25 protein-coding genes are annotated in these 20541 nt (G+C 64.0%); 7 read left to right on the top strand and 18 right to left on the bottom strand.

The features are described from left to right. Positions 1-5: 5 nt before the first annotated feature. From hpaE to IEX61_RS00110, 4 genes are all read right to left on the bottom strand, one after another. A complete protein-coding gene (gene hpaE / locus IEX61_RS00125; protein ID WP_188816461.1) occupies positions 6-1502 on the bottom strand; it encodes a 5-carboxymethyl-2-hydroxymuconate semialdehyde dehydrogenase in 1497 nt (498 codons plus the stop codon). Next, positions 1499-2266, bottom strand: coding sequence for a fumarylacetoacetate hydrolase family protein (locus tag IEX61_RS00120; RefSeq protein ID WP_054670296.1), 768 nt, complete (start codon positions 2264-2266; stop codon positions 1499-1501). Before IEX61_RS00120 ends, hpaE begins: the two co-directional genes overlap by 4 nt. Positions 2267-2322: 56 nt before the next feature. Next, a complete protein-coding gene (gene hpaI, locus IEX61_RS00115; RefSeq protein ID WP_188816460.1) occupies positions 2323-3219 on the bottom strand; it encodes a 2,4-dihydroxyhept-2-ene-1,7-dioic acid aldolase in 897 nt (298 codons plus the stop codon). A 99-nt stretch (positions 3220-3318) separates the two neighbouring features. Next, positions 3319-3957: a GntR family transcriptional regulator gene (locus tag IEX61_RS00110; protein ID WP_229725544.1), complete on the bottom strand. Its 639-nt coding sequence runs from the start codon at positions 3955-3957 to the stop codon at positions 3319-3321. 297 nt (positions 3958-4254) lie between these two features. Here IEX61_RS00110 and IEX61_RS00105 point away from each other — a divergent pair, with 297 nt between their 5' ends. Then, entirely contained in the window at positions 4255-4848 is a 594-nt protein-coding gene (locus IEX61_RS00105; RefSeq protein WP_054670290.1) for a DedA family protein, read from the top strand. 209 nt (positions 4849-5057) lie between these two features. Here the strand turns inward: IEX61_RS00105 and IEX61_RS00100 are convergent, their stop codons facing one another. Continuing rightward, a complete protein-coding gene (locus IEX61_RS00100) occupies positions 5058-5921 on the bottom strand; it encodes an MTAP family purine nucleoside phosphorylase (protein WP_188816458.1) in 864 nt (287 codons plus the stop codon). A 75-nt stretch (positions 5922-5996) separates the two neighbouring features. Beyond that, complete coding sequence (gene trmL, locus IEX61_RS00095) at positions 5997-6461, bottom strand: tRNA (uridine(34)/cytosine(34)/5-carboxymethylaminomethyluridine(34)-2'-O)-methyltransferase TrmL (protein ID WP_054670286.1); 465 nt, start codon at positions 6459-6461, stop codon at positions 5997-5999. A gap of 197 nt (positions 6462-6658) precedes the next feature. Here trmL and IEX61_RS00090 point away from each other — a divergent pair, with 197 nt between their 5' ends. The 4 genes from IEX61_RS00090 (at position 6659) to IEX61_RS00075 (ending at position 9419) form a co-directional block, all read left to right on the top strand. Beyond that, on the top strand, positions 6659-7240 hold the full coding sequence (locus IEX61_RS00090) for an RNA polymerase sigma factor (RefSeq protein WP_229725542.1): 582 nt from the start codon (positions 6659-6661) through the stop codon (positions 7238-7240). 68 nt (positions 7241-7308) lie between these two features. Continuing rightward, a complete protein-coding gene (locus tag IEX61_RS00085) occupies positions 7309-7665 on the top strand; it encodes an anti-sigma factor (protein ID WP_157057688.1) in 357 nt (118 codons plus the stop codon). 33 nt (positions 7666-7698) lie between these two features. Beyond that, positions 7699-8763: a hypothetical protein gene (locus tag IEX61_RS00080; RefSeq protein WP_054670274.1), complete on the top strand. Its 1065-nt coding sequence runs from the start codon at positions 7699-7701 to the stop codon at positions 8761-8763. Further along, entirely contained in the window at positions 8760-9419 is a 660-nt protein-coding gene (locus IEX61_RS00075) for a hypothetical protein (protein WP_188816457.1), read from the top strand. The genes IEX61_RS00080 and IEX61_RS00075 overlap by 4 nt, the downstream gene beginning before the upstream one ends. 111 nt (positions 9420-9530) lie before the next feature. Here IEX61_RS00075 and IEX61_RS00070 read toward each other — a convergent pair whose 3' ends face one another. The 9 genes from IEX61_RS00070 to IEX61_RS00030 all read right to left on the bottom strand — a co-directional run bounded on the left by IEX61_RS00070 (position 9531) and on the right by IEX61_RS00030 (position 17062). Next, positions 9531-10520 carry an amidase domain-containing protein gene (locus IEX61_RS00070; RefSeq protein ID WP_229725540.1) on the bottom strand — a complete coding sequence of 330 codons (990 nt, stop codon included), beginning with the start codon at positions 10518-10520 and terminating at the stop codon, positions 9531-9533. 134 nt (positions 10521-10654) lie between these two features. Continuing rightward, positions 10655-11110 (bottom strand): hypothetical protein, encoded by a 456-nt coding sequence (locus IEX61_RS00065; RefSeq protein WP_054672926.1) that lies wholly within the window; start codon positions 11108-11110, stop codon positions 10655-10657. A 140-nt stretch (positions 11111-11250) separates the two neighbouring features. Beyond that, positions 11251-11685, bottom strand: a complete 435-nt coding sequence (locus IEX61_RS00060) for an Hsp20/alpha crystallin family protein (protein WP_054672924.1) — start codon at positions 11683-11685, stop codon at positions 11251-11253. Positions 11686-11839: 154 nt separating this feature from the next. Beyond that, positions 11840-12379, bottom strand: a complete 540-nt coding sequence (locus IEX61_RS00055; protein ID WP_054672921.1) for a methylated-DNA--[protein]-cysteine S-methyltransferase — start codon at positions 12377-12379, stop codon at positions 11840-11842. Beyond that, positions 12376-13638 (bottom strand): tRNA epoxyqueuosine(34) reductase QueG, encoded by a 1263-nt coding sequence (gene queG / locus IEX61_RS00050; protein ID WP_188816456.1) that lies wholly within the window; start codon positions 13636-13638, stop codon positions 12376-12378. Before queG ends, IEX61_RS00055 begins: the two co-directional genes overlap by 4 nt. An 85-nt stretch (positions 13639-13723) precedes the next feature. Then, positions 13724-14161, bottom strand: coding sequence for a ribonuclease HI (gene rnhA, locus IEX61_RS00045; RefSeq protein ID WP_054672342.1), 438 nt, complete (start codon positions 14159-14161; stop codon positions 13724-13726). A 79-nt stretch (positions 14162-14240) separates the two neighbouring features. Further along, the gene (locus tag IEX61_RS00040; protein WP_054672339.1) at positions 14241-15974 is read right to left on the bottom strand and encodes an ABC-ATPase domain-containing protein; all 1734 of its coding nucleotides are present in this window, start codon (positions 15972-15974) and stop codon (positions 14241-14243) included. A 221-nt stretch (positions 15975-16195) separates the two neighbouring features. Continuing rightward, entirely contained in the window at positions 16196-16543 is a 348-nt protein-coding gene (locus IEX61_RS00035) for a hypothetical protein (protein WP_188816455.1), read from the bottom strand. Positions 16544-16579: 36 nt separating this feature from the next. Continuing rightward, positions 16580-17062, bottom strand: a complete 483-nt coding sequence (locus tag IEX61_RS00030; protein ID WP_054672334.1) for a dihydrofolate reductase — start codon at positions 17060-17062, stop codon at positions 16580-16582. Positions 17063-17163: 101 nt separating this feature from the next. Between IEX61_RS00030 and IEX61_RS00025 the strand changes: the two genes are divergently transcribed. Beyond that, positions 17164-17844, top strand: coding sequence for a B3/B4 domain-containing protein (locus IEX61_RS00025; protein WP_229725538.1), 681 nt, complete (start codon positions 17164-17166; stop codon positions 17842-17844). Here the strand turns inward: IEX61_RS00025 and IEX61_RS00020 are convergent. The 3 genes from IEX61_RS00020 to IEX61_RS00010 all read right to left on the bottom strand — a co-directional run bounded on the left by IEX61_RS00020 (position 17834) and on the right by IEX61_RS00010 (position 19814). After that, complete coding sequence (locus IEX61_RS00020) at positions 17834-18790, bottom strand: FTR1 family iron permease (protein ID WP_188816453.1); 957 nt, start codon at positions 18788-18790, stop codon at positions 17834-17836. The two genes, IEX61_RS00025 and IEX61_RS00020, sit on opposite strands and share 11 nt — an antisense overlap. A 126-nt stretch (positions 18791-18916) precedes the next feature. Further along, positions 18917-19522 carry a uracil-DNA glycosylase gene (locus IEX61_RS00015; RefSeq protein WP_054672595.1) on the bottom strand — a complete coding sequence of 202 codons (606 nt, stop codon included), beginning with the start codon at positions 19520-19522 and terminating at the stop codon, positions 18917-18919. Positions 19523-19574: 52 nt separating this feature from the next. Then, the gene (locus IEX61_RS00010; RefSeq protein ID WP_054672597.1) at positions 19575-19814 is read right to left on the bottom strand and encodes a helix-turn-helix transcriptional regulator; all 240 of its coding nucleotides are present in this window, start codon (positions 19812-19814) and stop codon (positions 19575-19577) included. A 170-nt stretch (positions 19815-19984) separates the two neighbouring features. On the opposite strand from IEX61_RS00010, the gene IEX61_RS00005 reads away from it, so the two are divergent. Beyond that, positions 19985-20374, top strand: a complete 390-nt coding sequence (locus IEX61_RS00005) for a helix-turn-helix domain-containing protein (RefSeq protein WP_054672599.1) — start codon at positions 19985-19987, stop codon at positions 20372-20374. Positions 20375-20541: the final 167 nt, after the last annotated feature.

The following is a 20541-nucleotide window of genomic DNA, read 5'->3' as shown; positions in this document are numbered from 1 at the left end:
TCCGTTTACTCGCCCTTTCCAAACGTGGGAATGGGATGGTGCCCGATGGCCACATGAATGACCTGGGTCTCGGTGTAAAATTCGAAGCTGTAGTGGCCGCCCTCGCGCCCGATGCCGCTTTCCTTCATCCCGCCGAAGGGAATGCGCAGGTCGCGCACGTTGTGGGAGTTGACCCACACCATCCCCGCCTCGAGGGCCTGCGACACGCGGTGGGCCCGCGCCAGGTCGTTCGTCCACACGTAGGCGGCCAGCCCGTAGCGCACGCCGTTGGCGAGGCGAATCGCCTCCTCCTCATCGGCAAAGGGCATCACCGCCAGGACGGGGCCGAAGATCTCCTCCTGCCACACGCGCATGTCCGGCCTCACGCCGAGCAGGAGCGTCGGCGCGACGAAGTTCCCGCCGGCCAGATGGTCGGGCACGGTGCCGGCGACCACCTCGGCCCCCTCCTCCCGCGCCAGGCGGATGTACCCGAGCACCCGCTCGCGGTGATCCGGATGGATGAGCGGCCCCACCTCGGTGCGCGGGTCGAGGGGATCGCCGAGGCGGATGCGCCCCAGGCGTTCCTGGAGGCGCGCCACCACCTCCTCATACAAAGGCTTTTCGACAAGAAGCCGGGACCCCGCCGTGCAGCGCTCGCCGTTGAAGGAGAAGATGCCGAACACCGTGGCGTCCAGGGCGCGCTCAACGTCGGCGTCGGCAAACAGCAGCACCGGCGATTTGCCGCCGAGTTCCATGGACACGCGTTTCAGCGTTGCCGCCCCGTTCTGCATGATCGTCTTGCCCGTCGTCGTCTCGCCGGTGAAGGAGATAAGCTGAACACCCGGATGGGCCACGAGCGCCGCGCCGGCCGTCTCGCCGAAGCCGTGCACAAGGTTGAACACCCCCGGCGGCAGCCCGGCCTCGTCGATGATCTCGGCCAGCTTCACCGCCGTCAAGGGCGACCATTCCGCCGGCTTCAGCACCACGGTGTTGCCGCAGGCCAGGGCCGGGGCGATCTTCCACGTCGCCAGCATGAGCGGCGCGTTCCACGGCGTGATGAGCCCGGCCACCCCGACGGGACGGCGCACGGTGTAGTTGAGGAACCGGTTCTGGAAGGGGTACGCCTCGCCAATCAGGGAGGTGCGCACCATCTCGGCGAAGAAGCGGAAGTTGTCCGCCGCGCGGGCGGCCTGCTTTTTCGTCTGGCTGATCGGCAGCCCGGTGTCGAGGGCCTCGAGGCGCGCCAGCTCCTCGGTGCGCGCCGCGATGCCGTCGGCGATGCGCTCGACGAAGGAGAGCCGCTCCTCCACCGTCATCGTCCGCCACGGCCCCTCGTCAAAGGCCCGGCGCGCCGCCCGCACCGCGCGGTCGATGTCTTCGGCCGTCCCTTCGGCCACCTCGTTCAGCACGTCGCCGGTGAAGGGATTCAGGTTGGCAAAGCGCCGCCCTTCCGCGCCTTCGCAGAATTGCCCGTCGATGTAGTGCAGGGCCAGCTTCCCTGCCGACTGTCCGTTTCCGCTCATCCGTCGGTGCCTCCCTTCGTTCGCCCGTCGACGATGGGATTTTCCAGGGCGCCAAGGCCTTCGATCTCCAGGCGCATGACGTCGCCCGGCTCGACCGGGGAGATGCCCTTCGGCGTCCCGGTGAGGATGACGTCGTACGGCTCAAGGGTCATGAATGAGCTGACAAATTCGATGATTTCGTCAATTTTAAACAGGAAATCCCGGGTGTTGCCCTCCTGCCGCAGCTCGCCGTTGACGTACGTGCGCACGGCGAGCGCATGGGGATCGTCAATCTCGTCCTTCGTCACGAGGTACGGTCCGAGGGGTCCAAACGTGTCGTGCCCCTTGGCCCGCACCGGCGGGCGGTAGAAGTTGTTGACGAAGTCGCGCACCGTCACGTCATTGGCGATGGTGTAGCCCAGAACGTAGTCGAAGGCCTCGGCGCGCCGGATCTTCCGCCCGGTGCGGCCAATCACGACAGCCAGCTCGTTTTCGTAGTGCATGTAGGTGGCCCCGTCGGGATAGACCACCGGCGCCTTGTGGCCGATCAGGCTGCTCGGCGGCTTGAGGAAGAGGACCGGCTCCGCGGGAAAGGCCAGCCCCAGCTCCGCGGCGTGGTCGGCGTAGTTGAGGGCCAGGCCGATGATCTTCCCCGGAACAACGGGCGGCAGGAACGTGTCGATCGCCTCTTCGGCGTGAAGCACGCCGGCTTCGTCGCGCAAGCCCTCCGCCGTCACCTCAGCCACGTGGATGCGCCCGTCCTTGAAAAAGCGCGCCCACTTCATGCGTTCGCCCCTTTCGTCGTTTGATGTTTGGCTGCCCCTCTCCTCCCTCATCCCCTTCACGCGATTCCGTATTGCTTCAGCACGCCGCGCAACCGCTGCTGCGTCTCCTCGCTCGGCAGGGCCATCGGCAGGCGCATCACCGGCTTGATCTTGCCCATCATCGCCAGCGCCGCTTTCACCGGCCCCGGGTTGGTCTCCCAGAAGAGCGCCTCGTTCAAATCGAGGAGGTAAAAATGCAAATCTTGCGCCTTCTTCCACTCGCCGCGGGCCACGAGGTTGTACAGTTCGGCGCACTCCCTGGGCAGCACGTTGGCCGTGGCGCTGATGTACCCCGCCCCGCCGATGGCCAGCATCGGGAAGCAGAGCATCTCGATGCCCGAATAGAGGAGGAAGTCGCGGCCGCAGCGACGCAGCACGAGATTGACGTGCTCGAAGTCCTTGTTCGCCTCCTTTACCCCGATGATGTTCGGGCACTCCCGTCGCAGGCGGGCCATCGTCGACACGCTCAGGTTGACCGCCGTGCGGCCGGGAATGTTGTAGATGATGATCGGGATCGACACCGCCTCGGCCACGGCGCGAAAGTGGCGGTACAGTCCCGCCTGGTTCGGCCGCATGTAGTACGGAACGATGATGAGGGCAGCGTCGGCGCCCACCTTCTCGGCGAAACGGGTCAGGCGCAGGGTCTCCTGGTGGTTGGTGGAACCCGTCCCGACGACCACCGGCACGCGGCCGCGCGCCGCCTTCACCGCCACCTCAATCAGGTACTCGCGCTCCTCCACCGACAGCGATCCCGGCTCGCCGGTCGTCCCCGAAACGGAGATGCCGTGGCTTCCGCTTTCGATTTGCCACTCAATCAGGTCGCGCAGCGTCGGCTCGTCGATGTTGCCCTGCTCGTCAAAGGGCGTCACCAGCGGGACGATGGAGCCGCGCAGGCGCTCCACATTCGCAGCCATGGACACATCCTCCTTTACCCTTGGTCCTTCTCCTTTTTTGATGACGGATTCTTCTTTTTCGACAAAAGATTAAGACGAATTTGAGGAAAAGAAACGCCCTCACCTTATCCCCTGCGCTTCCTGCTCCATCAACCGGCGAACGGCCTCGATGGTGTTCAGCTTGTGCTGACGGACGAGGTGTTCCACCGTTACGGCGTCGCGCCCCTCCGCCAGAGCGCGGACGATGGCCCGGTGTTCTTCCACCGACTGCCGGCCGCGACCGGCCACAAAGGGGAACCCGACCGGACGGAAGGCGTCGATGCGCCGCTGCTCGCGGGCAATTCGGTCGAGCAGGGTCTCGTTGTCGCAGTGCCGGCACAGCAGGGCGTGAAACTGGCGGTTGAGCTGGCTGAAACGGACATACTCGTGGGCCTCCAGCGCCTCTTCCATCGCCGCGTTGAGCGCGTCCATCTGGGCAAAATCCTCCGGCGCAAACCGCCCGACGCCGCACGCCGTGGCGTAGCCTTCCAGGACGGCAAGCAAGGTGAGGGCCTCGATGTACTCCCGCTGGCGGATCGTCGTCACGACGGCGCCGACGTTCGGCGTGTACTGGATCAGGCCGTCTGCCTCCAGTTGGCGGATCGCCTCGCGCACGGGAATCGGGCTGACGCCGAACTCCTTGGCGATCCTGTCGATGACGAGCCGCTCGCCGGGCGCATACGCGCGCGCCAAGATGCGCTGGCGCAAGGCTTCGTACACGGCATCGGTTTTGCTGCGTTTTCCGTTCGGGTGAGGGTGTTGGGCGTTCATGTCTTTATCGTATACGTAATCGTATAGGATGTCAACCGTTTTCCTATACAGAATCGTATACGTTTTTCTTCCTAGCGGCACCGACGTTTTCGGCACCACCGGCACGCCCCGACCTTGCGCGCGTGATCCTCACCGACGGGGTTGACCATGTGAGGGGCCGAGTCGGACCAACTTTTCTTCTGTCCAACTTTTCGCTATGATGACGATGGGTTTCTGTTTGCATTCTAATAACAGCGAGGCACGGCCATGCTGGAAAACGTTTTGGAATTGGTCAGCCATTACGGCTACCTGGCCCTCTTTCTCATCCTCGCCCTCAGCCTGATCGCCCTTCCCACACCGGATGAAACGCTGATCACCTTTGCCGGTTTCCTCGTCTCCCAAGGCCATCTGGCCTATTGGCCGGCCATTTTTGCCGCTTTCTTGGGCACCGTCACCGGCATGACCTTGACGTACATCCTGGGCCGCTACGCCGGGTATGCCCTCTTGGACCGCTACGGGGCCAAGTTCGGGTTGACGCGGCAGCGGCTTGCGTTGGCCGAACGCTGGTTTGCCCGGCTCGGGAAGTTTGTGCTTCCCATCGGTTACTACCTGCCCGGTGTCCGCCAGGTGCTGGGGTACACCGCCGGCTTGTCCCGGCTGCCGTTTCGCGCCTTTGCCCTTTACGCCTACGCGGGCGCCTTTGTATGGGCCTTCACCTTTGTCACCCTCGGCCGCTGGCTGGGCCATCACTGGCAAACGGTGCTGGATACGTTGCACCGTTCAACCGCGTGGTTGGTCGTGGGCCTGCTGGCTGCCGGAGCACTCACCTGGGCCGTGTTGCGGTTCCGGCGTCCCGGCTAAGGAACACGATGGTATAATAGGGGAGGAACTTCCGCGTCACGGGAGTCTGTACGGAAAGGAGGAGTTTTGCATGTTTTGGAAAACGCTTATTCCGATTGTCGTCTTGGGGCTTTTCCTGTGGGCGATCTTCACGGCGGGCTACAACGAAGACAAGACCTGGGGGCTGTAAGGCCGATGAACAAGCAGAAAGCCTTGAACGGACAACCCGTTCAAGGCTTTTTTGCTGGCGCTTCCCTGGACTCCACAAGCAGCGTCGGCTTGCGCAGATCGGGGCAGGAACATCCCGTCTGCTCGGCGTCAATGCGCTCGAGGGCATCCAGCAGGATATGCCCGATGGTGTGGGCCTCGTTGTAGAAGATGTCGGCCAGGTCGCGGTGTTCCCAGTCCTTGATGATCCCCTCGGCGTAATTGACCACCATGTACAGCCCCGCATAGCACGCCCCAATCTCCCGAGCCAGGTACACCTCCGGGCAGATGCTTTGCCCGACGATGTCGGCCCCCCACATGCGGAAGGCCTGGATCTCGGCGGGGCTTTCAAAGTGGCGCCCGTCGGTGTTGACGTAGACGCCCCGCTTGAACACGTGCCGGCCGAGCGGGGCCACCCGCGCCTTGGCCGCCTCGTACAGGGCATCGGCCTGCGTCGGGCAAATGGGCTGGCGCATGATGAGCAAGTAGGGCCCGCCCAAGCCCACGTCCTTGCGCATGGACTGGTCGATGTAGTCGTGGGGAATGACCAGGTCGCGCAGCTCCAGCAGATGGTTGATCGAGCCAACGCCGCCTTCGGCGAAGATCTTTTTCACCCCCGCCTGCTGAAACACCCAAAAGACCTGCTGCGACGCGGCGGCGCGCGTCACGTGGGGCGGGCGCCAGCCATGCATCTTGCACGTGAGAAACTCCTTGTCCCGGTAGCAGACGTGCTTGAAGGGCGGGCTTTCCCCATAGGGCGTGTCAAACACCAGATTGTCCGCCAGCACCTCCACATCCGCCCGTCCCAGATCCTCCGGAAAGCGGATGGAAAAGGTGCTCGATCCCCCGATAATGGCAAACGGTACCCGCGGAATCGCTTGTGCCATGGCTTTTCCCCCTTTTTGCCTCATCGGTGTACGGTTCGCAGCCGCCGCCCGGCCATGGGGCCGTCACGCCGCACGTCACACCAGCCCGGGAAAGCCCGTCTGCCGCAGGGCCTCATACAAGACGACGGCCGCCGCATTGGACAGGTTGAGGGAGCGCAAGGTGGGGCGCATCGGAATGCGGATGCACCACTCCGGATGGGCATCCAGGAGTTCCTGCGGCAGCCCGGCCGTCTCTTTCCCGAAGACCAGAAAATCGCCGGGTTGGTACCGCACATCGGTATACCAGCGCCGGGTGCGGGTTGTGGTGTAGAAAAAGCGCCCGTTCGGATACTGGGCCTGCAGATCGGCCAACGATTCGTGCACGCGCACGTCCACTTCCGACCAGTAATCCAGCCCCGCGCGCCGGAGGTACCGGTCGTCGAGGGAGAACCCGAGCGGCTTGACGAGGTGCAGCGTGGCGCCGGTCACCGCACACGTGCGGGCAATGTTGCCGGTGTTGTACGGGATTTCCGGTTCGACAAGCACGATGTGAAACGGCATGGTCCCTCGCCCCATGGAAAACGATGAGCGTCACGCCTTTCCCTGCCCATTATAGCATAGCGCGCGCAACGCGCATCGGATGCAAAGCCGAAATCCCGGTCCTCCTCCTTTTCCCCGGTCACCCTTCCGCACAAAATTTTTGCGTACGCCTTCTGCCTTGATGCAGGGGAAACAGCATATGCCATCGTCTATGTTTAGTGGAGAGAGGGGGGGAGGAGAACATTTGCGAGGACCAGCTCATCCAAGCAATCCTCAACGGCGACCGGGAGAAGTACGCCCTGTTGATCAACCGGTACCGAGATGAACTGTACCGACTCGTGTATGCCATCCTCCGCCATCCCGAGGATGCGGAAGATGTGCTGCAGGAAGCGTTTGTCCAAATTTTCCTCTCCCTTTCCCGTTACGAGGGCAGGGGGCTGAAAACATGGATGGCTCGCATCGCCGTAAACAAAGCGCTGGATTACAAGCGAAAACGATCACGAGGGAAGGAAGAGCAGCTCGCGGCGGAAGGTCGTGACGATTTCGGGGAAGGGAGAGAGCCCGTCCGGGATGCCGTGGGAGAAAACGTGGCCACGCGGGAACAGGCCTCTCTGGTCCGCAAACGGGTCGAGGAACTCCCCGCGGCGTACCGGGATGTGATCAAGGCGTACTACTTCCAGGAGAAATCCTACAAGGAAATCGCCGAGGAGACGGGACTGGCCGTCAAGAGCGTGGAAGCCCGTTTGTACAGGGCGAAACAGTGGATACGCCGGCATTGGAAGGAGGAAGAGTTTTGGTAACGCACTTCTCCGCTGCAGCATGGAGGGAATATGTCCATGGCGAGCTTTCTGACGCAAGGCGGGACGAAATGGAACGGCACCTGTATAGTTGCGAACAGTGTCTGGAGCAGTTCATCCGCAGCGTAGAAGAATGGGAAGCGGAACTTCCCGGATTGCCTGCACCCCACCAACTGACACAACGCGTGATGCAGCGGATTGCGCCGAGCCGATCGCGGTTTTGGGACCACGTTCTCATCCGGTATGCGTTTGCGGCTTCCCTCACGCTCCTTTTGCTCGCTTCCGGCGTGTTTCAGGACCTGTTGGACGGTTCGGCCCAGTTAGCCCAATGGACGGCGACGGAAACGGGGGTTTCCCTGACCGACACCCTGATGGCGAAAATCGTCTCGCTGCTCGAGACATTCTCCCGCGTGCAGGACGTGAACTAACGGCGCAACGAACGGAAAGGGAGGTTACCGGATTTGAAGAAAAACGGTCTCATCGCCTTTTTGCTCGCCTTTATCCCCGGCGTGGGCCACGCGTATCTGAACCGGAAGGCACGGGCCGTGCTGTATGGGATCGGGTTTTTCGGGGTGCTGGGAGCGGGCCTTTTGCTGGCCGTGGCCACCAACATGGGCCAATTCTTCTTCCTGGGGGTTCTCGCCGCTTTCGTCCTGTATGCCGTCAACCTGCTGGACATGATCATCACGCTCCTCACCCGCCTGCCGTCGGCGCACGGACACGCACAGCAAGGGCCTGGCTCTTTCGACGCGGAAGAGCGGAGCACCGTCCTTCTGCTGTCGTTGATACCCGGTCTCGGCCATCTTCAGATGGGACTGATGAACCGCGGCCTGACCTTGCTCGGCAGTTTTTTCGGGCTGATCACCATGGTGGTTTTCCTCGTCCTTGTGACGAAAAATGCGGTTTTTCTTGTGCTGCTGTGTTTGCTTCCGGTGATCTGGCTGTTCGGATTGTTTGACGCTGTCCGGCTGTTGGACCAAAAAAGCCGCGGGGAGGCACTGGCGGACAAAAGCATTTTCGAGGAACTCGAAGCGTTTCGCGAAGAGGGACGGAAAAGTGGGATGGTGGCCACGTTATTGGCCGTGTTTCCCGGTGCCGGACACATGTACCTGGGGCAGCAGCGGCGCGGATTGCAGCTGATGGCGGCGTTTTTGGGCTCCCTCTACCTGTTGGACACGTTGCGGATCTCGCTCTTTCTGTTCCTCATTCCCTTGCTTTGGTTCTTCAGCTTTTTCGACGCACTGCAGCAAATCAGCAAATACCGCCGGCAAGTGCTGGACGATGTACCGGTCGTGAACGTTCTGGCCCACCATCAGAAATGGGTCGGCATCACCCTGCTGGCCCTCGGCCTGTTTTACCTGTTTGATCGCGTGGCCTTGCCTGTTCTGGAGCAGTGGTATCCCGATCTTCACCTGACGTATTGGTTTGAACACCATTTCCAAATCACGGTCGTCGCCTTGCTCCTGATCGGAGGCGGCATCCGGTTGCTCATTGGATCTCGCCAGAAAAAGGGGGAACCATCATGAGGGAACGATGGCGCGTCGGCACCCTTTCCCTGGGCCTTTCGTTCGTGGCCGTGGGCATCCTCATCCTGATTGCGCAGGTTGCGGAAAAGGATATCGTGCGGGTCTTCCAACTCTGGTGGCCCCTCATCTTCGTCCTGCTCGGGCTGGAGATCCTGGGGTATCTGTTTCTTTCCAAACACGGGCAGCCCGTGATCCGCTACGATCTCTTCAGCTTGTTCCTGGTGGGGATCATCGGTTTCGCGGGCACGATCCTGCTGCTTTTCGCCTCCACGGGATTGTTGGAGGAAATCCGGCAAGCCGTCACCCTGGTGGAGGTCAGCCGAGACGTCACACCCTTACAGAAAGACATTCCCGCTGGCGTTTCCCGGATCGTCCTGCTCAATCCCGAACACAATGCCATCCGCCTGGAAAAAGGCAAAACGAACGAGCTGCACCTCTTCGGAACCTGCACCACGCAGACGTTGCCGGAGGAAGCGACCGCCCCCGTGCGTGCAGAGGAAATCGTCTCCGTCCGAACCGTTGGCGACACGATGTACGTCACCATCCGAAGGCCTCCGGAAAAACAGGGAATTGTCCATCGCGCTTCCTTTTTGCGCATGACCGTTGTGGTTCCCCAGCAGGTGAACGTGGAAGTGGATCCCCCCCTCGGCACCTAGAACGAAACCGAAAATCGCCGGTGAGGCGGGAAAGCCTCGCCGGCACGAAAAGAGCCCCCGGCTGCCGGCATGGACCGCTCCGGGGGCTCGCGCCTTTGTCACCCCAACGGGTCAAACGGAAATGCGAAAGAAGGCATATCGGCATTGGGGCGTCCAAGCGTAGGAATCGCGGTAATCCCAATAGCGACGGCGGCTGTTCGTCGTGTGGGCGTTGACAAGGGGCATCCCCTGCCCGTCCTTGGCCACGACAAGCGTCGTGTGGTTCCAGCGGCCGTCGCCCTCGAAGTCGTAACAGATGACGTCGCCCGGCAAAAGCTCCCGCGGATTCTCCACGGGAATGCCGCGCAGGCCGCGGTGGCCGATGGGCAAATACCAGCGCAGGCTGTTGGCCACAGCCCAGCTGTAGCTCCACAGGTGGGCGCCGGTCCAGCGGTACCACCAGCCGGTGGCGCGGTTTCCCGTGTCGCGCATCGGCGCGCCGCCGGCGAGAAGGCACTGGGAGAGGAAATTGGTGCAGTCATCGGCAAAGCGGCGAAAGCGCGGGTTGTAGCCGTTCCACCATCGCTCGGCATAGGCCACGGCCGCTTCGCGGTCGTACGCGGGCGCGTTCTGGCGCACCGGCACCGCAAGAGTGGTGTTCCTGGCCCTCTCGTCCACCGCCAGTACGAATCCCGCCGCCGGTTGGCGATGCCCCGATCGGTTCCGCGTCCCTCCCCGTCCCTCCACACCGAGCACCTCATCGCCCACCACGGCCCATCGCTTGCCCACGCGGACCAGATGCACCGTCCGCTCCTCGATGCCCTCCTCGACCCATTCGCGCCATCCGGCCCGCCACACGAGCCGGCGAAACAGCCGCGCGGTCACCGCCACCGTCTCCCCGCCTTCGTGCTCCACGCGCATCCGCACCGGCCATTCCCCGCCGGTAACCGGCACCAACCCCCGCTCCCGTCGCTGGGCGGCAATCCGCTCCCACCGCTCCTGCTCGCGTCGCCACGGGGCCGGATCCGCGTACAGCGGCTCGAGCCCATCAAACGCTCCCGTGCGCCACGCCGCCGCGCGCGCCCGCACGTAGGCGTTCCACGCTTCTGTCCACCGCTTCATCACGGCCCTCTCCTTTTCCAAGCGATCCGTTGACCGTAATCCTTGGGATCAGCCTATGCGGAGGGGAGAGTCGCCTGAACCGCGAAAAAGGGGACGAATGAAACTGATCCGAAGGGCCCCGAACATCCCGTGCGTTACCTGGGCGGCTCGGCACCGGCCTCGTTCCGTCCCCCAAGAACCGCAACGACGATCCAGCACGCCAGACCCAACCCCATTGCCAAAGCGGACAACACGCCGTAGGCGAAAACGCTGGCCGGGCGAAACCCGCCCGCCGCCAAAAGGATTGCGGCAATCGAACCGGTGATCCCGACCGCCCAAAACGGCGCAGTGCCCCAGATCCCAATGGCACGGATCCGCGAGCGGTCCAACGGCGGCAACCGGCGCACGAAAAGAATCCACGCGGCGAGAAACAACGCGGCGCCAAAAGCGAACTCGATCCAAGGAACACGCGGGCCGGGAAACGCCAACACCGCTGTCCACAACCCCCCAAGGATGAGCGCCGACACCCCCGCGTTCACGGCTGCCAGACGCCCTCCGTACCGCAAGCATATCGGATCGACCAGCAGTTCGCGCATTCCCCACCAACGCACAACGGATTCCTCCTTAAATGGATAAAACGGGTTTGATAACATTATACAAAATATTCCGTGATCCCGAAAAGGTTTGTCCCTTTTGCGGACACACAAAAAGCGCCCGGCTTGCTGCGGGCGCTTCCGCAAAAGCAAAAGGGTTATTGAAACTCAATCGGAATCCGCCGGCCGCGGTCGGATTTGGCTTTCGGCAGGCGAATCTCCAAAATCCCGTTTTTATACGTGGCGCGGACGTTTTCCTCCTGCACCGGCGCCGGCAGGGTAAGGGTACGGCTGAAGCGGCCGTAAAACCGCTCTTGTCGGTACAGGTTGCGGTCGTCGGTGGTTTCGGTCTGGCGCTTGATCACCCCGGCGATGGTCAGCTGGTTGTTGTCCACCGTGATGGAGACGTCGTCCTGTTTTACCAGGCCGGGGATTTCGCATTGGACCACCACGTCCTCCGGCGTCTCGTAGACGTCGACGCGCGGTCCGACGGGAGCAAACATCTCCTTCCAAAAGCCCTCGTCGAACAGGCGGACAAGTCCGCGCCGCCAGTCGTCGATCTGGCGGAACGGCTCGTACGGCAACAGCGCCATGGCTCCATCCCTCCGCTTGATGGTGTTCGGCAGCGGGTGCCACCGTCTAGTTTCCGCACCACCCCCCAAAACCATACGTCGCCGAAGACCCCTGATCCCATCTGGAGGGCGGGCGCGTCGCACACGGAGGCGGTGCCGGACGGTGCCCCCCTTCTCAAGCCCGCGCCGACACGTCGAGCGGCCATGCCCCTTCCCGCACAAGGAGCCACCGCTTGCGCTCCAGTCCCGACGCATAGCCGACCAGGGAACCGTCGGCCCCCACCACGCGGTGGCAGGGCACAAGGATGGCAAGCGGGTTGCGGCCCACCGCCTGGCCGACCGCCCGCACCGCCCGCGGGTGACCGAGGCGCCGGGCGATCTCTTGATAGGATACGACATGCCCGTACGGAATGCGCATCAACTCGTGCCACACCCGCTTTTGAAAGGCGGTCCCGTGCAGCACGAGAGGCACGTCAAACGCCTGCCGCTTTCCATCGAAATATTCACGCAACTGGGTGAGGGTGGCGACCGCGGCAGGATGCGGCGCCTCCGTCCATACCGGTTGGCCCATCCATCGCGCGGCATAGCGGGCAAAGGCCGCCTTCGCCGCCGCAAGGTTGTCAAAGTCGACCCAACACACCCCCTCGGCCGTTGCCAGCACGGCGATGGGGCCAAGCGGGCTTTCCCCCTGCACGGCAGACACCTTGACGCTCATGGCCGGTTCCTCCTTTCCGTACGCTCCTCGAACAAGTCGGTTCCCCGCGGTGCGCCATTTTTCGCCGCATCACGGTTGGCGCTGCGCCCCATCACCGTAGCGGCGGCTTTCGTCAGCCGATCGAGGGCGCGACGCAGCTCGCGCCGCACCTCCTCATCCGGCTCACGCGCCGCAAGCGATGCCAACGCCTCCTGCAGCCCTGCCCGCGTCTTTTCATCGACCGCCGCGCCGATCTTCCCCAGCGCCCACGCCGCCGCGCCGCGGATCACCGGCCACTCGTCCCGCTCCGCCAGGGTGAGGAGATCCGGGATGGCCGACGCGTCGCGAAAGTGGGCCAGGGCCAAGATGGCGTTGCGCTGGAGGGGCTTCTTCCCCCGCCAGGCCGCCGAACTGCGGCCGAAGCGCTGTTGGAACGCCTTCTTGCCCATGAAGAGGAGCGGCTTCAAGAGGGGCTTGGCCACCTCCGGATCGGGGCGGAATTCAGGATGATGGTCGGCGTGCTTCTTGCGGTTGTGCGGGCACACCACCTGACAGGTGTCGCAGCCGTACAGCCGATTGCCCAGCTTGTCGCGGAAGGGCTCGGGAATGGGCGTTTTCACTTGGGTGAGGTAAGCCAGGCACGCCTGGCTGTTGAGCTGGCCGGGACCCACCAGGGCGCCGGTCGGGCAGGCGTCGAGGCAGGCGGTGCAGTCGCCGCACTGTTCGGTGACGGGCGTATCGGGCGGGAAAGGCAGGTTCGTCACCAATTCGCCGAGGTACACCCACGAGCCGAACTCCGGCGTGATGAGGGCCGTGTTCTTGCCCACCCAGCCGAGTCCCGCCCGCTCGGCGACGGCCCGGTCGACCAGGGGCCCCGTGTCCACCATCACGACACACCGCGCGTCGGGCACGCGGGAACGGAGAAAGGCGGCCAGCCGCTCCAGCCGCTCGCGGAGCACGACGTGGTAGTCTTCCCCCCACGCCGCCCGGCACAGGATGCCGCGGTAGGCCCCCGGCGCCGACTTCGGCGGGCTGTCCATCCGCGACGGGTAGGCCATGGCCACGGCGATGAGGGAGCGGGCGTCCGGCAGCGACCGCGACGGATCGGTCCGTTTGTCGAGGTCGGGCTCCTCAAAGCCCGACTCGTAGCCCTTGCGCCGGTGTTCGATCAGGCGCGCTTTCAGCTCGACAAAGGGGTCGGCTGCCGCAAAGCCGATCTTGTCGATGCCGATGGCCTTGGCGTAGGCGATCACGTCCGCTTTCAGCCGCTGCCAATCCATGATGCGCCCTCCCTTCGCCGGGGGTTGTGCCGTCACGTTTTCGACGTCAGGTCGGTTTGGCATACCGGAACCCCATGCCTGCCCCTTACCGCTTGCGCGGAATGGCCGCCACCGCCAGCGCATCGCAGCGGTTGTTGAGCGGGTCGTCAGCATGGCCCTTCACCTTGACAAAGGTGACGTCGTGCTGCCGCGTAAGCGCAAGCAGGGCCTCCCACAGGTCGCGGTTCTCCACCGGCTCGCCCTTGCTGTTCTTCCACCCGTTTTGCTGCCAGCGCTCAAACCAGCGCTGCCGAAAACAGTTGACGAGGTAGGCGCTGTCGCTGTACAGCGTCACGCGGCACGGTTCCTTGAGCGCCCGCAGGGCCTCGACGGCCGCCGTCAGCTCCATGCGCTGGTTGGTGGTGTGGGCGCTCGAGCCCCACAGCTCCTTCCGCTGTCCCTTATACAGCAGAATGGCCGCCCAGCCCCCCGGACCGGGGTTGCCGGAGCAGGCCCCGTCGGTGTAGATGGTGACCTCTTTCATCGGCCTTCCGTCTCCTTTCCCGCTACCGACTGGCGCGCATCTTGCGGTGCCGCCTCGTCGCGTGGCCGTCACACCCGCCTTATCGTCCCCCGCCGCAGGGGGCAGGCATCCCCTGTTTCACCTTCAGCGTGCGCAAGCGGTTCACCGCTGCGGCCACCTCGAAGCGCCGCGGCAGGGCCAGGTCGCCAGGGTGCTGGCCAAAGAACGGGGAGATGGCGTCCAGCCCCTTTTCGGCGATGAGGGCAAACACCTCGTCGAGGAGCTCGGCCAGGGTCTTCTTTCCGTCGGCGCCGACTTTGTCCATCCAGCGCAGGATATAGGCGATGGCGCGGGTCTGACTCGTGTCGACAAGCTGCTCGACGGCGCTCAGGTCAATCGTGGCCGTGCCATAGAGAATCGAGTGCAGCCCCTTCGCTTCCACCTTTTCCTTCTTCCCGCGATGGGCGTCGAAGGATGTCGGCAGCACGATGCGCGGCGTAAGCGGTCCGAAGCGTTCCCCGCCTTCCGGGCGGCGGGCGGTGCGCATTTCCCGGGCAATACGTTTGGCCTCCTCCGTCGCGTCGTGGGCGGTGTACGCGTCCATCCGGATCACCGTGTCGGCAACGTCGAAATAGTCCCCCGATCCGCCGACGACCAAAATCGTCGACACCCCGCACGTTTCGAACAGCGGGCGAACGGTGTCGACAAAGGGGGTGATCGGCTCCTTCTCTTTCGCCACCAGCGCCTGCATGCGCGCGTCGCGGATCATGAAGTTCGTCGCGCTGGTGTCCTCGTCGATGAGGAGCACGCGCGAGCCCGCCTCCAGGGCCTCCAGGATGTTGGCGGCCTGGGACGTGCTGCCCGAGGCGTCCTCGGTGCAAAAGTTCGTCGTGTCCTTGCCAAAGGGCAGGTTGTGGATGAACGGCGACAGGTTGACGCCGATCACGCTCCGCCCGTCCTCAGCCCGGATCTTCACCGCCGTCTCGTCGGTGATGACGTACTCCCGCCCGTCGCCGGGGATGTGGTTGTACACCCCGCGCTCGAGGGCCTTGAGCAGCGTGCTCTTGCCGTGGTAGCCGCCCCCGACGATCAGCGTCACCCCGCGGGGAATGGCCATGCCGCGCAGGGGCTTGTCCCGATGGGGCACGGGAATCTCGACGGCGAGGGAGGGCGGGGACACAAAGGGAATCACTCCCGGCCCCCTCATCGGCTTGTCGCTCACGCCGCTTTCCCGCGGAAGGATGGCGCCGTCGGCGACGAAGGCCACATAGCCGTGTTCGCGCAAAAACCGGCGAATGGCTTCCTGCTGGTCCGAAAGCTCCAGGTGGCGGCGCAGCGCCTCCTCGTCCCGCTCCAGCACGCCACGCCGCACGAGGGCGGGAATGTCCTCGGCAAACATCGCCAGCGCCTCGCGCCCCAGCACCGTGCGCCCACGAGCCGGCAGCCCCACCGAGAGGCGCAGCTCCACCGCCTCTTCCGTCACCACGACCGCCGTGCGCGGGAGCACCTCCTGTCCCGGGGCGTCAATGGCAACCAGACCGCTCTTGCCCGTTCCCCGCCGTTGGGAAAGGCGCCCGATGGCCCGGTACACGCTGCGCGCCAGAAAATCCTCCAGTGCCGTCTTCCGCCACGGCGTGGCGAAGGTTTCGCGGGCAATGCCCGTACGCGCCAGCGGAATGCGCACGCGGATCCGCGACGGCGGGGCGAAGGGGTCACCCTGGACGTGATCGATGAACAAGGTGAACCCGTCGCCGCGGTAGGTGCCTTCCAGATCCTTGTACGCCTTGTAGCCGCGTCCGTCAATGCGCTGCAGGATCGCCCTGAGCCGCTCCACCGCCTTCGCCTCCGTCCGCGTGATGCTCTCGATTATTTTCCCATGCCGCCGAAGACAAAATCAAGGCGCGCAAACATGCCGCCGCTGGAAACCGGCGCCCGTCCGCGCGCCTGAATTTCCGCGCTGTTCCCCGCCATCATCGGTGCGACAGCACGAAAAAACCACGGGCATCGTCGCCCGTGGACCGGGACCGCATCCCGCTGCACCTCCCGCTTTCTTCCTCATCCTGTGCGCAAGGCCCGGATCCGCTCCCACCAGGCTGCCGGTCCCTTCCGTGGGGGTCGGCGCCGCTCGATCAGCCAGGCATGGAGCAAGCCTTCCACCAGCCCCATCACCAGCGTGGCGCCGCCCGCGCGCAGGGGCGAACCGTCGCCCGCCGTGCGCAGGGTCGCGTACATGAACGGCAGGCCCATGGCCAACCCTCGCCCGTTGCCGTAGCGCCGGACAATGAGGCGGTCGGCCACCACACCGACAAGGGCCAGAAATGTTCCCACCGGTAACGGACCGCGCAGACCCCACAGGCGGAGAATGAGCGGGAACAGCACGAATTTCGCCAGGGCGTTCAGCACCCCCACCTCCTTACCCGGTGTCCCTCTTAGTGTGGCTCAGCGCCGCCTCCGGTACTCCACAAACCAGTAGTCATAGGGGTTTTGCGCGTCTTTCGGGCCCTTCTCCCTGGCGACCACCGCCCACTCCGCCTCGTCAAAGGGCGGAAACCAGGCATCCCCGTCTGCCTCCACGTCGATGTGCGTCAGGTGCATGCGGTCCGCCAGCGGCAGGAACTGGCGAAACACCGTAGCCCCCCCAATCACATACAGGTCCTCTCCGCCGAAGCGCGCCAAGGCCTCGGCCACGGAATGGACGACCGTTCCCCCTTCGGGCCGCCAGTCGCGCCGCCGCGTGAGGATCACGTTCACGCGGTTGGGAAGCGCCCTCCCGATGGCCTCAAAGGTTTTGCGGCCCATCAGCACGACCTTTCCCGTCGTCAGCCGCCGGAAATGGGCCAGATCGGCCGGCAGATGCCAGGGCAAGCCGCCCGCTTTGCCGATGACGCGATTTCGCCCCATGGCCGCCACCAGAACGATCACGTCCGCCCTCCCCTTTCCGCCCCCGTCGCTCGCGCCGTGGCGCTTGGGGTTTGCCGCGCCCTGTAGTATAAAAAAAAGAAAAGACCAACCGAATGAGAGGAGTGAACCCGTTGCGGTTGGTGATCGACCCCGAACTGAACCGCCGCTTGCCCGGCTTGCGCCTGCTGGTCACCTGGGTGGACGAGGCCCACGTAACGCCCACGCCGGCGGCGCTCCGCGGGCGCATCGAGCTGTTCCACGAGCACCTGCGCCTGACCTACGAAGACGCCGGCGCGCTGGAGCGCATCCCCGGCGTGCGCGCCTGGCGCGACGCCTTCCGGGCCCTGGGCATCGACCCGGCCCGCTATCGGCCGTCGGGCGAAGCCCTGCTGCGGCGCATCCTCCAGCGCAAGCCGCTCGGGTGGATCAACGCCGCCGTCGACCTCAACAACTTTCTCTCCATCCAGTATGGCCTTCCCTGCGGCATCTACAATCGGAACGCCCTGGTCGGTGATGCGGTCTTGCGCCTTGGCCGCGCCGAGGAACGCTACCTTGGCCTCAACGGGCGCGAGAACGGCTGCGCCGGGAAACCCGTCCTCGCCGATGCCGTCGGGCCCTTCGGCAGCCCCATCGTGGATGCCGAACGCACCAAGGTAACGGAGGGGACCCACAACCTCCTCCACGTGGCCTACCTTCCTCCCGGTTTCCCCGATGCGGACATCGAGCGCGCCCGCGACGAGGCGGCCGACCTGTTTGCCAAGGTGACGGGCGCCGCCGCCATCCGCCAAGACGTTATGGCGTAACCGACGGATTGCCTGTCGCCTCCGCCGCGCGCCGGTGCGCTCCGGAAACGCCGCCGGCCGCCAACTTTGCGGATTCCGCCTTGCTGCGCTTTCGTTTCGCGCGCAGCAAGGCGAACACCACCACGTAATACCCGAGGTACGTCACGAGCACCTCGAGGGACGGATGGTGCGTGTACCCAAAAACGCCGGCGAGGAAGACGCCCACCTGCGCGCTGATGAGCGGCTCAATCCCGTGGTCGCGGATCAAGTGCATCTCGTCGACGGGGTGCTCCGGCAGGATGGTGACGAGATTAAAAACCTCCGGCATCACGCTGCCGATCAGACCAAAATCCTGCATCAGGCGAACCGCTTTGGCCAAGAGGCCGGCGGCGATGAGCATCATGAAAACCGAGGTGACCCGAAAGAACGTCTTCAGGGGAAAGCGCATCGTGGTGCGGAACACCACCCAGCAGACCGCCGCCGCGCAGACAATGCCGAGCAGCGCCCCCCAGCTCTGCAGAGCGGCCGAGATGTCTCCCTGGCTGATGGCGGCGAAGAAAAACACCGTCTCGATTCCTTCGCGCAGCACGACCAGGTACGCGTGCATCACCATGGCCCACGCGCTGCCAGCCGACAGGATCGCCGCCAGCTTCCGCTCCGTTTCCCCGCGCACATCCTTCATCTGCTCGCCCAGCCACAACACCATATGGGTGAGCAGGAGGCCCGAGATGATCATGATGGCGATTTTCAGGTAATGTTCGCTGCCCATCATGGCAAAGCTGGTAAGGACAACTTGAAACAGGAAGGCCACCAACAGGCTCGACAACAGCGCGCCGGCCACGCCGGTCCACACCCACTTGGTGAAATCCGGACGCCCCAGCTTCTTCAAATAGGTTGTCAAGATGCCCACCACGAGCAGCGCTTCCAGCGCTTCGCGAAACATGATCAAAAAGGCCTGAACGTTCACCGGGCCGCCCTCCTTCCCTTTATCCGGAAACCGGGAAATCGAAGCGGATAATGAAAATCGTTATCAGATATTGGCGCACTTTTATTGTACTGCGGACCATCCGAGGAGTCAAACGGTTTTTGGCGTTCACCCCACGTTACGACCCGACGGCTCCCCTTGTTCCGCAAGGAGGGCGACGTACGCGTCGCGCACCTTCTGCCAGTCTTCCCACGCTTCACGCTTCTTGGTCGGATTGCGGAGCAAGTAGGCCGGATGGTACGTCGGCATGATGCGCACGCCCTTGCGCTCCCACCACGTGCCGCGAACCTGGGTGATGCGCGCGTTCTTGTCCAGAATCGCGCGGGTGGGCGCGGCGCCAAGGAGCACCAGAATTTTGGGGCGAATCAGCTTGAATTGCGCGCGCAAGATGGCGATGCACGTCATCATCTCATCGTATTCGGGCGTCCTGTTGCCGGGCGGGCGACACTTGACGATGTTCGTAATGTAGATCGCCTCGCGCCGAATCCCGGCCGCTTCGAGAATGCGGTTCAAAAGCTGCCCCGCTTTGCCCACAAAGGGGCGCCCCATCTCGTCTTCGGTTGCCCCTGGGCCCTCTCCGACAATCATGAGCGGAGAGTGCGGATTGCCTTCGCCAAACACCACCTGCGTGCGGCTCTGACACAGGCGGCACGCCGTGCAGTCCAGAACCTGGGCGCGCAATTCGTCGAGGGTTGCAGCCGGTCGAAGTTGCATGCCCCATCCTCCCTTCCGCTCCCCATTGTAGCGGAAAATGGGGCATTCGGCTTCAGTATGAGGAGTCCTGACGGGAACACGGCCCCAGACGACGGGCATAGCGCAGCGGCGTAAAGACGGACTCAACGGAAACGCCCAGCACCCTGGCGATCCGCTCGGCCCGCTCGGCGCTGACGCTTCGCTCGCCGCGTTCAATTTGCGAATAGTAGCCCGGCGGGATGCCCAACTGCGCCGCGACCTCCTCCACCGTTAGGCCCCGCGATTCACGCGCTTGACGAAGCAAGCTCTTCATCCGCTCTCCTCCAAATTCGGAACGTCCTTCATTGTCTGTCCCCATCATACTCCGCATCATGCATGGTGTCAATTCAATTTGCAAAGATACGACGGACAAACCGGCCCTTTGGCCTGTTGACCCTTTGCATTTTGCAAACTATGATGGAGGCAGAAAGGGGGGGGGAGGAAATGATTGGGGAACGCCTGCGCCGCTTGCGCAAAAAACACGGCTGGACGGCAAAGGAAGTGGGCAAGCGTCTCGGCATCGCCGAGTCAACCGTTTCGGGCTACGAGAACGGCCACCGGTCCCCTCCGCTCGATCTCCTCGTCCGCTTTGCCGATCTGTACGGCGTCTCGACGGACTACCTGCTCGGCCGCACCGACCATCCCGCCTTCATCGGTCGGGCCAACACGGAAAACGTGAGGGTCCCGGAACCCTTGTGGGGCATCATGCGGGAGTCGCTGCCCAATGAAGAGGCCACCTTTCTGTACGAGTTTCTCAACGCGCCGCACGCGAAGCGGCGCCAGGTGATGCGGTACTGGCGATTCCTGCAGCTCGAAGAGGAGGAGAACCCGTAATCCGTGGCCGCCAAAGGGGCGCGTTCGGGCTTGAACGTCGCGAAAAAATGAAAAACGCGGTCCTTCGTCCCTATGGAGCGAAAGACCGCGTTGGACCTGCGCACGGATGGAGCGGGTGAAGGGAATCGAACCCTCGCGTCCGGCTTGGAAGGCCGGTGTTCTACCAC

Origin of the sequence: Calditerricola satsumensis (genome assembly GCF_014646935.1) — a bacterium.
Taxonomy (GTDB): domain Bacteria; phylum Bacillota; class Bacilli; order Calditerricolales; family Calditerricolaceae; genus Calditerricola; species Calditerricola satsumensis.
The sequence above is the reverse complement of the archived record's forward strand: the minus strand, read 5'-3'. Positions and strand labels throughout refer to the sequence as shown.

Excerpts from the sequence above, each read along its gene's own strand:
- hpaE (WP_188816461.1), bottom strand. The coding sequence starts at position 1,502 with ATGAGCGGAAACGGACAGTCGGCAGGGAAGCTGGCCCTGCACTACATC.
- IEX61_RS00120 (WP_054670296.1), bottom strand. The coding sequence starts at position 2,266 with ATGAAGTGGGCGCGCTTTTTCAAGGACGGGCGCATCCACGTGGCTGAG.
- hpaI (WP_188816460.1), bottom strand. The coding sequence starts at position 3,219 with ATGGCTGCGAATGTGGAGCGCCTGCGCGGCTCCATCGTCCCGCTGGTG.
- IEX61_RS00105 (WP_054670290.1), top strand. The coding sequence starts at position 4,255 with ATGCTGGAAAACGTTTTGGAATTGGTCAGCCATTACGGCTACCTGGCC.
- IEX61_RS00100 (WP_188816458.1), bottom strand. The coding sequence starts at position 5,921 with ATGGCACAAGCGATTCCGCGGGTACCGTTTGCCATTATCGGGGGATCG.
- trmL (WP_054670286.1), bottom strand. The coding sequence starts at position 6,461 with ATGCCGTTTCACATCGTGCTTGTCGAACCGGAAATCCCGTACAACACC.
- IEX61_RS00085 (WP_157057688.1), top strand. The coding sequence starts at position 7,309 with ATGGAACGGCACCTGTATAGTTGCGAACAGTGTCTGGAGCAGTTCATC.
- IEX61_RS00075 (WP_188816457.1), top strand. The coding sequence starts at position 8,760 with ATGAGGGAACGATGGCGCGTCGGCACCCTTTCCCTGGGCCTTTCGTTC.
- IEX61_RS00070 (WP_229725540.1), bottom strand. The coding sequence starts at position 10,520 with ATGAAGCGGTGGACAGAAGCGTGGAACGCCTACGTGCGGGCGCGCGCG.
- IEX61_RS00060 (WP_054672924.1), bottom strand. The coding sequence starts at position 11,685 with ATGGCGCTGTTGCCGTACGAGCCGTTCCGCCAGATCGACGACTGGCGG.
- IEX61_RS00055 (WP_054672921.1), bottom strand. The coding sequence starts at position 12,379 with ATGAGCGTCAAGGTGTCTGCCGTGCAGGGGGAAAGCCCGCTTGGCCCC.
- queG (WP_188816456.1), bottom strand. The coding sequence starts at position 13,638 with ATGGATTGGCAGCGGCTGAAAGCGGACGTGATCGCCTACGCCAAGGCC.
- rnhA (WP_054672342.1), bottom strand. The coding sequence starts at position 14,161 with ATGAAAGAGGTCACCATCTACACCGACGGGGCCTGCTCCGGCAACCCC.
- IEX61_RS00015 (WP_054672595.1), bottom strand. The coding sequence starts at position 19,522 with ATGCAACTTCGACCGGCTGCAACCCTCGACGAATTGCGCGCCCAGGTT.
- IEX61_RS00010 (WP_054672597.1), bottom strand. The coding sequence starts at position 19,814 with ATGAAGAGCTTGCTTCGTCAAGCGCGTGAATCGCGGGGCCTAACGGTG.
- IEX61_RS00005 (WP_054672599.1), top strand. The coding sequence starts at position 19,985 with ATGATTGGGGAACGCCTGCGCCGCTTGCGCAAAAAACACGGCTGGACG.